Source organism: Micromonospora sp. C41 (assembly GCF_018070485.1).
Lineage (GTDB): Bacteria > Actinomycetota > Actinomycetes > Mycobacteriales > Micromonosporaceae > Micromonospora > Micromonospora chalcea.
Genome location: NZ_JAGPXP010000019.1, coordinates 54126 through 64076 on the forward strand (window position 1 = coordinate 54126; position 9951 = coordinate 64076).

At 73.8% G+C, this 9951-nt stretch carries 15 protein-coding genes; 7 read left to right on the forward strand and 8 right to left on the reverse strand.

From position 1 onward, the window contains the following. Positions 1-25 precede the first annotated feature (25 nt). On the forward strand, positions 26-1432 hold the full coding sequence (locus KBX43_RS20540) for an alpha/beta hydrolase (RefSeq protein ID WP_210886640.1): 1407 nt from the start codon (positions 26-28) through the stop codon (positions 1430-1432). 84 nt (positions 1433-1516) lie between these two features. Here KBX43_RS20540 and KBX43_RS20545 read toward each other — a convergent pair whose 3' ends face one another. From KBX43_RS20545 to KBX43_RS20555, 3 genes are read right to left on the reverse strand one after another with little or no spacing between them, the layout of a single operon-like run. After that, complete coding sequence (locus KBX43_RS20545) at positions 1517-2014, reverse strand: YcxB family protein (protein WP_043324678.1); 498 nt, start codon at positions 2012-2014, stop codon at positions 1517-1519. A 57-nt stretch (positions 2015-2071) separates the two neighbouring features. Beyond that, positions 2072-2836, reverse strand: coding sequence for a cyclopropane-fatty-acyl-phospholipid synthase family protein (locus KBX43_RS20550; RefSeq protein WP_247301551.1), 765 nt, complete (start codon positions 2834-2836; stop codon positions 2072-2074). A gap of 19 nt (positions 2837-2855) precedes the next feature. Then, the gene (locus KBX43_RS20555; RefSeq protein WP_247677577.1) at positions 2856-3632 is read right to left on the reverse strand and encodes a hypothetical protein; all 777 of its coding nucleotides are present in this window, start codon (positions 3630-3632) and stop codon (positions 2856-2858) included. 113 nt (positions 3633-3745) lie between these two features. Here KBX43_RS20555 and KBX43_RS20560 point away from each other — a divergent pair, with 113 nt between their 5' ends. Continuing rightward, complete coding sequence (locus tag KBX43_RS20560) at positions 3746-4210, forward strand: MarR family transcriptional regulator (protein ID WP_210886645.1); 465 nt, start codon at positions 3746-3748, stop codon at positions 4208-4210. A 14-nt stretch (positions 4211-4224) separates the two neighbouring features. On the opposite strand, the gene KBX43_RS20565 is transcribed toward KBX43_RS20560, so the two are convergent. Beyond that, positions 4225-4449, reverse strand: a complete 225-nt coding sequence (locus KBX43_RS20565) for a hypothetical protein (RefSeq protein WP_210873666.1) — start codon at positions 4447-4449, stop codon at positions 4225-4227. Positions 4450-4544: 95 nt separating this feature from the next. On the opposite strand from KBX43_RS20565, the gene KBX43_RS20570 reads away from it, so the two are divergent. Then, the gene (locus KBX43_RS20570; protein WP_231915454.1) at positions 4545-4715 is read left to right on the forward strand and encodes a hypothetical protein; all 171 of its coding nucleotides are present in this window, start codon (positions 4545-4547) and stop codon (positions 4713-4715) included. 13 nt (positions 4716-4728) lie between these two features. Here the strand turns inward: KBX43_RS20570 and KBX43_RS20575 are convergent, their stop codons facing one another. From KBX43_RS20575 to KBX43_RS20585, 3 genes are read right to left on the reverse strand one after another with little or no spacing between them, the layout of a single operon-like run. After that, positions 4729-5334 (reverse strand): YdeI family protein, encoded by a 606-nt coding sequence (locus tag KBX43_RS20575; protein WP_210886648.1) that lies wholly within the window; start codon positions 5332-5334, stop codon positions 4729-4731. Positions 5335-5363: 29 nt separating this feature from the next. Further along, positions 5364-5774: a hypothetical protein gene (locus tag KBX43_RS20580; RefSeq protein ID WP_043330213.1), complete on the reverse strand. Its 411-nt coding sequence runs from the start codon at positions 5772-5774 to the stop codon at positions 5364-5366. Positions 5775-5827: 53 nt separating this feature from the next. After that, positions 5828-6196, reverse strand: coding sequence for a helix-turn-helix domain-containing protein (locus tag KBX43_RS20585; protein WP_223201100.1), 369 nt, complete (start codon positions 6194-6196; stop codon positions 5828-5830). Positions 6197-6256: 60 nt separating this feature from the next. Here KBX43_RS20585 and KBX43_RS20590 point away from each other — a divergent pair, with 60 nt between their 5' ends. After that, positions 6257-6922, forward strand: a complete 666-nt coding sequence (locus KBX43_RS20590; RefSeq protein WP_064446209.1) for an NAD(P)-dependent oxidoreductase — start codon at positions 6257-6259, stop codon at positions 6920-6922. Here KBX43_RS20590 and KBX43_RS20595 read toward each other — a convergent pair. Beyond that, positions 6919-7575, reverse strand: coding sequence for an HAD family hydrolase (locus KBX43_RS20595; RefSeq protein WP_064446208.1), 657 nt, complete (start codon positions 7573-7575; stop codon positions 6919-6921). The genes KBX43_RS20590 and KBX43_RS20595 overlap by 4 nt on opposite strands. A 62-nt stretch (positions 7576-7637) precedes the next feature. On the opposite strand from KBX43_RS20595, the gene KBX43_RS20600 reads away from it, so the two are divergent. From KBX43_RS20600 to KBX43_RS20610, 3 genes are all read left to right on the forward strand, one after another. Then, entirely contained in the window at positions 7638-8219 is a 582-nt protein-coding gene (locus KBX43_RS20600) for a carboxymuconolactone decarboxylase family protein (protein ID WP_205797166.1), read from the forward strand. A 73-nt stretch (positions 8220-8292) separates the two neighbouring features. Further along, positions 8293-9267: a DUF1152 domain-containing protein gene (locus KBX43_RS20605; RefSeq protein WP_104114211.1), complete on the forward strand. Its 975-nt coding sequence runs from the start codon at positions 8293-8295 to the stop codon at positions 9265-9267. A 39-nt stretch (positions 9268-9306) separates the two neighbouring features. Beyond that, positions 9307-9951 carry an alpha/beta fold hydrolase gene (locus tag KBX43_RS20610; RefSeq protein ID WP_210886651.1) on the forward strand — a complete coding sequence of 215 codons (645 nt, stop codon included), beginning with the start codon at positions 9307-9309 and terminating at the stop codon, positions 9949-9951.

Here is a 9951-nt window from a genome sequence, read left to right on the forward strand (position 1 = left end):
GGCATCCAAGACACCGGGAGGTGCCGTGTTCCGACGTACCGTGGCCGTCGCTCTGGCCGCGCTCACCGTCCTGGCGGGACTGCCCGGCGCGGCGCGCGCCGGGCTTCCGCCGCAGCGGCTCGTGTGGAGCGAGTGCGCCGACGACCTGCCGGACGTCCCGCCGGATGAACGCGTGCGGTGCGCCCGGCTGCGGGTGCCGGTGGACTGGGCCCGGCCGTACGGTCCGACGGTCGACCTCGCCGTGGCACGCCGGTCCGCGCGCCTGCCGGAGCAGCGGGTGGGCACGCTGGTGTTCGGGCCGGGAGGCCCCGGCGACTCGGGAGTGGAACGGATCCGCAAGGGCGACCGGTTCAGCGACGAGTTGCTGGACCGGTTCGACCTGGTCAGTTTCGACCCGCGTACCGTGGCCCGCACCGCCGCGCCGGTCTGCGCCCCGGATCCGGCGCTGCGCAAGCCGGCCGTCCCGCTGACCGGTCAGGCCGACTTCGACGCCGCGGTGGCCTACAACCAGGCGCTGTGGCGCAGGTGCCGTCCGACCAGCCCGGTGTTCGACCACGCCGACACGCTCAGCACCGTCCGTGACCTCGACGCGTTGCGGCGGGCGCTGGGGGAGCGGCGGCTGTCCTTCCACGGCAGCTCGTACGGCACGCTGCTGGGCCAGCAGTACGCCGAGCGGTATCCCGGCCGCGTGCGGGCCGTCGTGCTGGAGGGCGTGTTCGACCACAGCCTCGACGTGCGCTCCTTCGTGCGGACGCAGGCCGCCGCGTTGCAGGACTCGTTCGACGAGTTCGTGTCCTGGTGCGACAGGTCGCCGGAGTGCGTGCTCCACGCACGCGACGTGCGGGCGGTCTGGGCGCAGGCGCTGGCCCGCGCGGACCGGGGCGAGTACGCCCCCCGTACCGCCTTCGACGTCACCGCTGTGGCGCTCGGCCTGCTCGCCGGTCCGCGTTGGCCGCAACTCGCGGTGATCGTGCGGGACATGGCCGCCGGTACGCCGCCACCGGAGGTGAACTTCCCGCTCTCGGTCGCGGCGTTCTGCGCGGACTGGCCGGCGCGTGTGCGCGACTACACCGACTACGCCGGCCTGGTCCGGGACGCCGTGGCCGTCGCCCCGGACGTCCGGTACGGCGCCGGCCTGCTGGCCGTGCAGACGTGCCTGGGCTGGCCGTCCCCGGTCCGCAACCCGCCGCACGAGCTGAACGTGCACACCCGCACGCCGCTGCTGCTGCTCAACGCCCGGCACGATCCCCGGACCGGCTACGCCTGGGCCGTGAACGTCGCCCGGCAACTCGGCCGGCACGGACGCCTGGTCACCTACGAGGGCTGGGGCCACGGCACCTACCAGCGCACCGACTGCACGACCGCGGTGGTGGACCGGTACCTCGTCGACCTGACCGTGCCCGCCCCGGGCACACGATGCTCGGCGAGCTGACCGCTGCGGGTCCGCCGGTGCGGCAGGTTGACGCGACCGCCGGACTGGCCGGCGACGCAACACGTACAGCCGATCAGAACCTCGTCAACGGTCGCCGAGCAGTCCGCGTCCGGCCATGAAGGCGCGCAGCGTCCCGGCGTCCTCGGCGGACATCAGCCACCGGGGGATCACCGTGGCCGGCATCCGTCCCACGTACACGATCCAGAAATCCGGGGTCTCGGTGACCCGCTCGACGCCGTCCCAGGCGATGCCGCCGGACTCCGAACCGCTGCGCATCATGATGTTGCGGTCGTCGATGTCGTAGCCGCCCTCGACCGCGTAGCCGCCGGACCGGCGCCGGGCCCGCCAGCGCACCCACGGCGCGTACAGCATCGACAGCACGCCGGCCACGATCAACGCGGTCCACAGCGACGCGAAGCGGCCGCCCCGCTCCGACGCCTGCGAGGCGATCCAGCCGATCACCCCGATCGCGGCGAGGGCCGCGCCGATGTAGCCGAAGCGGCGCAGCCGGGCGGCGGCCAGCGCGGCGGCCACACGGGCCGGATAGGCGGGGTCGGCCGGTACGGCGAAACGGATCTGCACGCCCGAACGATAGTGCCCCGCCCGCCTGTCCCGGGCCGGACCCGCGCCGGTAGCCGGTCAGATCCGGCGCAGCACCAGCGTCACGAACCCCAGCACGCCGCGGTATCCGCGCAGCCACTGGTCCCGGTGCTCCCGGGCGGTGGCGAGCGCGCCGGCGGCATCCGGGTGACCCGGGTTGTCCAGTGCCCACTCGGTCAGCGAACCGGTCCACGACCACTCGTAGTCGTCCCACTCGGCGGCGTCGCTGACGTGCGCGTACACCGGGGTCCAGCCGGCCTGCTCGGCGGCCGCGACCAGACCGGCGAGGTCGGTGTGGTCGTCGGGTTTCGCGCCCAGCGCCGCCAGCGCCTGCGGCGTCGGCGGCACCTGCCAGAACCCCTCACCCACCATCAGGACGCCGTCGGCGTTCACGTGCCGGCCGGCCAGTTCCAGCGTCTCGCCGAACCCGCCGAACGCGTGCGTCGACCCGACACAGAGCACCAGGTCGTAGTCGCCGTCCGGCACGTACGACCGGGCGTCGCGCTCGTGCAGCGTGAGCCGGTCGGCGAGGCCGCGCACGGCGGCGGCCTCCGTGGCGCGTTCCAGCGCGTACGGGTTGAGGTCCACGCCGTCGGCGTGCCCGTCCGGGTGGTGCGCGAGGGCCTGTAACGCCCAGGCGGCCTCCCCGCAGCCCAGGTCGAGGATCCGGGCCGCCGGCCGGCGACCGGCCCGGCGCAGCAGCCGGTTGACGTTGACGCCGGAGAGCGGCGCCGCGATCGGGTGGTGCGAGTGCGCGATGCTGCTGAGCCGTTGACGGTCCATCGCCGCAGTCAACACGAGCACAGCCGGATTGTCGTGCCGGTCAGGCGCGGCAGACAATCGTCGCGTCGTCGGTGGCGACGCCCCCGCGTGCCTCCGCCACCCGGACCCGGGCGATGACCTCGGCCGGGCCGGCGGTCTCCAGCAGGCGCAGCAGCCCCGGCCAGTCGGTCAGGCCGAACGTGTCCACGAGACGGCTCGCGCCGTTGCTGAGCAGCGCCGCGCCGGTCACGTCGTGGGCCGGGCACTCGCCGGTGGCCGCCTCGGCCACCACCGCCGGATCGTCCTTGGCGACCCAGAAGCCGCCGGGGCTGTTGCGGCGGGACCGCAGCTCCATCAGCAGCCGCCGGTACTCGTCGCCGCCCTCCGGCACGTCCTTCAGCCGCTCCTCGAAGGCTCGGGCGATCACCACCTCACGCGGATCGTGGGCGACGACGGGATCACCGGCCGCCCGGCCGACCAGCGCGACCGCGTCACCGAGGACCAGGTGCTCGACGGTCCCGCCGGAGAACCGCAGCATCGCCACCGCGGCGAACGGGCTGATCGGGTGGGCGACGTCGCAGGTGTCGCGGTGCTGGTCGGTGACCCGCTCGATGCCCTCGGCCAGCACGTCGCGCAGGCTCCGCTCCTGCGCCAGCGCGCCGAGTAGCGCACCGCCGAGCCGCGTCGCGTACCAGGCGATGCCGTGACGGCAGACCTCGTCCGCGCCCGCGATGCCGCCGGCGCCGTCGACCAGGACCAGGCCGCAGGGGACGGCGCCGGCGAAATCCTCATTGGTACGGCCGGGATGTCCCGCGTCGGTCGCCATCGCTACCCGCATGCGCCTCATCATGCCCGGGCCGACCGGAACGCGATGTCCCTCGCGGCTTGATCTGAAGCGTGGTTGAGGTCCTAGCGTCGTGCTCACCCGACCACCGCCGGAGGTAGAGCATCATGACCACACAGCATCTGTCCGACGCCGAACTCGCTGGCCAGCCGGCCGCCTACTGGACGGGCGTCGCGTACGAGTCGCTCATCGCCTTCACCCGCGCCCAGCACGCCACGCACGGCTTCACCCAGCCCCAGTTCTGGCTGCTGCGCAACCTGTCCCCGAACGACCTCCTGCCCGGCGGCGGCGGACTGACCGTCCCCGAACTGCGACACGCGATGCGCTCGTATCTACGGGCCGAGGACGACCTGGACGCCGAGGCGGAGGTGCTCCGGGAACGCGGCTGGCTGACCCGCGACGCGGACGGCCGGCTACGGATCACCGAGGCGGGGGAGGACGCCCGGCTCCGCCTCAAGCAGCACGCGCCGGGGATCCGGGCCCGCATCCACGACGGCGTCGACGACGCCGACTACGTCACCACCCTCAAGGTGCGCCGGCGGATGATCCGCAACACCGGCGGCGCCGTGTAGCGCACCGGCCCGGCTCAGGACGCCCGAAGCCTGCGGATCGCCAGGCGGGCTCCCTGGTGGAGCAGCACGCCGGCACCGGTGTTCGCGACGGCGAGCACGGCCGCGCCGAGCAGCCCCGCGCCGACGTCCGTCACGCCGGTCGCGACCAGCAGGACCGGCCAGCCCAGCGCGGCGGCGACGAGCGACAACCGCCACCAGCGTCCGAGGAGAAGCCCGAGCAGGATCAGCAACGGGATCATCGCGGGCGACCTCCCACCGTCGGCTCGTTCGAGCGTACGCCCGGTCAGACCCGCCGGTCGCCGAGTACCACAGCGCCCACCAACCCCCGGCGCTCGTGCTGTGGGACCGGCACGACGCCTACTTCGACGTGGACGAGGTGCTCGCGCAGCATCGCGCGCTGGACCGGATGGACGCGCACCTCTTCAACGGCGGCCACCTGCTGGTGGAGACCCACGCGGCCGAGTGCGCCGCGCTCCTGCGCGCGTTCGTCCGGGACCACTCGTGAGCCGGGACGCGGGTCACGGCGTGGCCGGCGGCTTCGCCTTCTGCGGGTGGAACGTCTCGTGGCGGGCCAGCATGGCGACGAACTCACCGATCTTGCGTTCCCGGGTCTCCGCGCGCTTGACCGCGTTCAGCCGGTGGATGAGCGCGAACCTGTTGGCGCTGGTGAGGACGTCGAGCATGGCTTGGGCGGCGGGCTCGGCGGCGACGGCGGCGAGCAGGTCGGCCGGCAGCTCGGCCTCCGACGGAGGAGCGTACGCCGCCGCCCACCGGCCGTCCGCCTTCGCGGCCTCCACCGCCGCGCGGCCGGCGGGTGTCATCCGCCCCTGCTCCTCCAGCCGGGCCACGTGCGCGACGTTGCGCTGCGACCAGGAGCTGCGGGCCCGGCGCGGGGTGAACCGGATCCAGGAGCTCTCGTGGTCACGCTTGCGGGCCTGCCCGTCGATCCAGCCGAAGCACAACGCCTCGTCGACCGCCTGCTGCCAGGTCAGTGTGGTGAGCGTGCCACCCCTGCGGGTCAGGGCGAGCCAGATGCCGGGCGACGTGTCGTGGTGGGCGGACAACCACGCGCGCAGCGCCTCCGCGTCGGGCACGATCAGCTCGTCCAGCTCGGCGGTTCCCATGGCCGGAAGGCTATGCCACGGGTACGACGCTAAGGCCGGGCGTGCGGCTCAGCCGCCTGCTGCTCGCCGTCGGGCGACGGATCGGCCGCCCGCCGCAGCCGCCGTCCGGCCACCAGCAAAGCCACGCCTGCGCCGGTGAGCCCCGCGCCCATCAGCCCGCCCGCGACCCCCGCCGCCGGATCGCCCTCACGGAACGCGTACGCCACGGCCGCGGTCAGGATCGGCGCACCGAGGGAGATCGCCATCCACCCGCCGAGGATGTCCTCCTTGTCGGCGAAGGCGTTCGTACTGATCAGGAAGATCAGGATCATGGCAGCGGCGAGGCCGACGAGTAACAACGCCGCGAGGATCAGCGCCGGGTCGCGGGGGAGCAGCCCGGCGGCCGCGGCGAGCACGTAGATGATCGCCGCCGCGATGAGGTTCGCGAGCACGTTCGTCATCACGTTCGCAACGAACCTCCGCAGTCCGCCACGCCCGGTGCCGGCCGGCGCCGTCACGACGTCCGCGAATCGTGCGACCGGCGGGCCGCCAGCAACTCGTCCAGGTGCGCCTCGCTCCACGACCGGGCGGCCGCGACCAGCGTCAGCAGGCTTCGCCCCAGCGGCGTCAGCGCGTACTCCACGCGCGGCGGGTTCTCGTCGTAGGCGGTCCGCGTGACCAGCCCGTCGCGTTCCATCGCCCGCAACGTCTCGGCCAGCACCTTCGGCGTGATCGTGCGCAGCGGCGCCCGCAACTCGGTGAACCGGCGCGGCCCGTGCTCCAGGCACAGCACCACCATCGCGGTCCACTTGTCGCCGATCTGCAACGGCATCATCCGCGACGGACAGGCGGGGTGGAACATGTCCGGATCGAGCGGCGTCACCGCCCGAGCGTAACCCGGTACCGTTGCGGTAACCGGCACCCCGCGTCCTACCGTCGCGCCATGACCAGCATCGCCGTCTTCGGCGCGGGCGGCCGGGCCGGCCGCGCCGTCACCGCCGAGGCCCACCGCCGCGGCCACCGCGTCACCGCCGTCGTCCGTGACCCCGCCCGCCATCCCGACCTCACCTCCGCGGTACGCGGCGACGTCACCGACCCGGAGGCCGTCACCTCGATCGGATACGGGCACGACGCCGTCGTCCACGCGGTCAGCCCGGCCTCCGGGCCGGACGCGCTCGCCGCCGCCGGCCTCGATCCGGAGTTCTTCGTCCGGGCAGCCGACGCGCTGCTGCACGGCCTGGCCCGCGCGGACGTGCCCCGGCTCGTGGCGATCGGCCTGTTCGCCACCCTGATCGACGCGCACGGCCGGCCCCTCTACGACGACCCGGCCGTGCTGCCCGCCGAGCTGCGGCCGTTCGCGCTCAGCCACGCCGCCGGCCTGGACCGGCTCCGCGCGGCGGACACCACAGTCGACTGGCTGGTGCTCACCCCACCCGCCGCGCTGGACGTGGCCGGTACCCGCACCGGCCGGTACCGCCTCGGCGGCGAGCGCGCCCCGGCGTCGGCGCCCCTGTCGTACGCCGATCTGGCGGTGGCGGTGGTCGACGAGATCGAGTCGCCGCGCCACCATCGGACGCGGGTCTCCGTGACCGGTGACGCCCCGGCCTAGCCGCCCGCCGCATTGTGCCGCGCCACCAGGTCCGGCAGCTCGTGCAGCGAGTCGATGCGGAACAGGCACCGGTCGGCCACGTCCGGCATGTCGAGGATGTGCCCCCACGGCCCGCGCCGGATCAGGCACGCCGACATGCCGGCGGCCATCGCGGGCGCGGCGTCGTTGTCCGGCCGGTCACCGACGTACAGGATCGCCGCCGCGTCGCCGCCGCTCTCGCGGACCACCCGGTCGAAGAACTCCGGCGCGGGCTTCGACACGCCCCAGGCCGCCGACGTGCCGATCACGTCCACCGGCAGGTCCAGCGTCCGCAGCGTCGCCTCGGCGTGCTCCGGCTGGTTGCCGGCCAGGCCGACGCGCAGACCCTGGTCCTTCAGGGCGGTCAGGCACGCCCGCGCGTCCGGGTACAGATCCTCCTCGCCGAACGACTCCGGGTCACCGGCCGCGACCCGGCGGGCGAGTTCGGCGGTGAGGTCGAAGTCCGGCCGGAACGCCCGGAACACCTCCTGGTAGTCCAGCCCTCGGGCGATCACCGCGCCGAAGACCGCGGAGAACGTGTGCCGGGGTACGCCCAGCCAGTCCGCCCACGTCGCGAACTCGCGCGTCTCGTCGAGGATCGTCCCGCCCACGTCGAAGAAGACCGCCCGGATCATCAGCGGATCCTACTGTCGTTGATCAGCCAGTGGGGGGCGCCCGGGTGGCGCAGACTGCCCGCATGAGCGCCGCCTTCCTCCCCGAACCGCCGCAGAGCCCGGCGGCGAAAGCCGCGTACGAGGACGACCTCTCCTCCGACGGCTACGTCAACAACCTCACCCGCGTCTGGTGCTGGCGACCCGACGTGCTGATGTCGTTCCAGAACACGCGCGCCGAACTGCTGTCCGCGTCCACGCTGTCCGCGCGTGAGGTGGCGGTGCTGGTCGCCGCCACCGCCGCCGCGCGGGGCGACTCGTACTGCTCGCTGGCCTGGGGCGTCCGGCTGGCCGGGATGAGCGACGAGGAGACCGCCGCCGCGGTGCTGCGCGGCGACGAGGCGGCCCTGTCCGAGCGGGAGACGGCGCTGGCCGACTGGTCCCGCCGGGTCGTGACGGACCCGAACGCCACCACCGAGGCCGACACCCAACGCCTGCGCGACGCCGGCCTGAACGACCGGGAGATCTTCGAGGCCACCACGCTGATCGCGTTCCGGCTCGCCTTCTCCACAGTGAACGACGCGCTCGGCGCGCGGCCGGACGCGCAACTGGTGGAGAACGCGCCGGAGCTGGTCCGGGAGGCGGTCACGTTCGGCCGCCCGGCCTGAACGAGCGGGTCCCGGCCCTCGACCGGCCGGCCACGGGGCAGCGAGCCCGAACGCGAGCGGAGATCATCATCTGGTGACCGACACCGCCGCGTACACGTTGGCCGTTCCGCCGTTGTTCGCCGCACTGGCTCCGGCGAACGACGTCCTGATCGCCGGCGCCGGTGGCGGCTTCGACGTCTACGCCGGCCTGCCGCTGGCCCTGGCCCTGTGGCAGGCCGGCAAGCGGGTGCACCTGGCCAGCCTCTCCTTCTCGGAGCTGGAACTGCTCGACCGGCAGGTGTGGGTGGACGAGCACGTCGCGGCGATCCGGCCGGACACCCTCAGCCCCGACTGGTACTTCCCGGAGGGGCACCTGGCCCGCTGGCTGGCGGGCCGGGACCTGCCGTCGACCGTGTACGCCTTCCCGCCGCTGGGCGTGCAGACGCTGCGCGAGGCGTACCGGCACCTGGTCGACCGGCTCGACGTCGACGCGATCGTGCTCGTCGACGGCGGCACCGACATCCTGTTGCGCGGCGACGAGAGCGGCCTGGGCACCCCGGTGGAGGACATCACCAGCCTGGCCGCCGTGGCCGGGCTGGATGTGCCGATCCGGTTGGTGAGCAGCCTCGGTTTCGGCATCGACGCGCACGACGGCGTCAACCACGTCGAGGTGCTGGAGAACCTGGCCGCCCTCGACCGGGAGGGCGGCTACCTCGGCGCGCTGTCCATTCCCGGCTCCAGCCGTGAGGCGGTGCTCTACCGAGAGGCGGTCGCGCAGGCCCAGGCCGCCACCCCGCACCGGCCGAGCATCGTCCAGGGGCAGATCGCCGCCGCCACCGGCGGCGCGTTCGGAGACGTACGGTTCAGTCGGCGCACCGGCGACGGCGACCTGTTCGTCAACCCCCTGATGGCGATCTACTTCTCGGTCGACCTGCCCCGGCTCGCCGCCCGCTGTCTCTACCTCGACCGGATCGAGAACACGATCGGGCGGCGCCAGGTCATCACCCGCATCGAGGCGTTCCGCGACGAGCTGCGGGCCGCCCGTGTGCCCCGGGCGTATCCGCACTGACAGTCACGGCTTGTCGTACCGGTGTGGGAGGGTCCGGGCATGACGACGTTCGTGCTCATCCACGGCGGCGGGGGCAGCGCGTGGGACTGGCACCTGCTGGTTCCCGAGCTGGCCGCCCGGGGTCACGACGCGGTGGTGCCGGAGCTGCCGATCGGTGACCGGTCGGCGGGGTTCACCGACTTCCGCCAGGCGGTGATCGACGCCGTCGGCAACCGGGACGACCTCGTGGTGGTCGGGCACTCGTACGGCGCGTTCACCGCACCGCTGGTCGCCGACCGGTTGCCGGTGCGCCTCCTGGTCCTGCTCACCCCGATGATTCCGCGGCCCGGCGAGAAGCCGGGAGACTGGTGGGGCAACACCGGCTACCGCGAGCCGGACGGGCTCAGCGAGGAACAGCAGTTCTACAACGGCGTGCCGGCCGGGATCGTCGCCGAGGCGCCCGCGCACGGCCGGGAGCAGGTCAGCGCGGAGTGGGACGAGCCGTGGCCGCTCGCCGCCTGGCCGGCCGTGCCGACGAGGGTGCTCATCGGCCGCGACGACCGGTTCTTTCCCGCCGACTTCCAGCGCCGGGTGGCCGCCGACCGGCTCGGCGTGGTGCCGGACGAGATCGACGGCGGCCACGCGGTAGCGCTCAGCCGCCCGGGCCCGCTCGCCGACCGGCTGACCGCCTACCTGGCGTCCTGA

Coding starts and splice junctions, on each gene's coding strand:
- KBX43_RS20590 (WP_064446209.1), top strand. CDS start 6,257: ATGACCAGCATCGCCGTCTTCGGCGCGGGCGGCCGGGCCGGCCGCGCC.
- KBX43_RS20595 (WP_064446208.1), bottom strand. CDS start 7,575: ATGATCCGGGCGGTCTTCTTCGACGTGGGCGGGACGATCCTCGACGAG.
- KBX43_RS20575 (WP_210886648.1), bottom strand. CDS start 5,334: ATGGGAACCGCCGAGCTGGACGAGCTGATCGTGCCCGACGCGGAGGCG.
- KBX43_RS20610 (WP_210886651.1), top strand. CDS start 9,307: ATGACGACGTTCGTGCTCATCCACGGCGGCGGGGGCAGCGCGTGGGAC.
- KBX43_RS20580 (WP_043330213.1), bottom strand. CDS start 5,774: ATGACGAACGTGCTCGCGAACCTCATCGCGGCGGCGATCATCTACGTG.
- KBX43_RS20565 (WP_210873666.1), bottom strand. CDS start 4,449: ATGATCCCGTTGCTGATCCTGCTCGGGCTTCTCCTCGGACGCTGGTGG.
- KBX43_RS20555 (WP_247677577.1), bottom strand. CDS start 3,632: ATGCGGGTAGCGATGGCGACCGACGCGGGACATCCCGGCCGTACCAAT.
- KBX43_RS20600 (WP_205797166.1), top strand. CDS start 7,638: ATGAGCGCCGCCTTCCTCCCCGAACCGCCGCAGAGCCCGGCGGCGAAA.
- KBX43_RS20560 (WP_210886645.1), top strand. CDS start 3,746: ATGACCACACAGCATCTGTCCGACGCCGAACTCGCTGGCCAGCCGGCC.